At 65.7% G+C, this 566-nt stretch carries 1 protein-coding gene; it reads left to right on the top strand.

Translation table 11 applies throughout. The annotated features are described in order from the left end of the window. On the top strand, positions 1 to 566 hold a 566-nt coding region (locus tag DAI20_RS20030; RefSeq protein ID WP_205781533.1), incomplete at both ends, for a chemotaxis protein CheW.

Below are 566 nucleotides of genomic sequence, written 5' to 3'. Positions count from 1 at the left end.
CTCGAGGCTACAAGAGCCTCGGTCGAACATGGCGCGACAACACAATTGCGGTGTGGAGCGCGCAGTGGCAGAGCGCCCTCAAGTTTGGCACCCAACGCGCCGATACAGCAGCCATGTCCCATGACCTGCTCAACCGGATCGACCAGCGGACCCGTCTGGCCGGCCACAATCGCCTGGCGCTGCTGCTGTTCCGTCTCGGCGGACGTCAGCTTTTTGGCGTCAATGTCTTCAAGGTGCAGGAGGTCCTGCGGCGCCCGGAGCTGTTCCAGGTGCCCGGGCTGCCCAGCCAGTTCTCCGGCGTGGCCGACGTGCGTGGCCGCTCGGTGCCGGTGCTGGACCTGGGTCTGGCCATCGGCCACCCCGAGCGTGAGCCCGATGCCGATACCTCGCCGGGTTACCTGGTCGTCACCGAATTCAACCGCTCGATCCAGGGGTTCCTGGTCAGCGGCGTCGAACGCATCGTCAACATCGCGGTGGAAGACATCCACCCGCCGCCGGAGCTTGGCGCCGAGTCGAGCTACCTGACTGCGGTAACCCGCTTCCAGGGTGAGCTGATCCAGGTGATC

Source organism: Planctomonas deserti (genome assembly GCF_003067705.1).
GTDB lineage: Bacteria > Actinomycetota > Actinomycetes > Actinomycetales > Microbacteriaceae > Planctomonas > Planctomonas deserti.
Note: the sequence above shows the minus strand (reverse complement) of the source record. Positions and strands in the feature narration are given on the sequence as shown.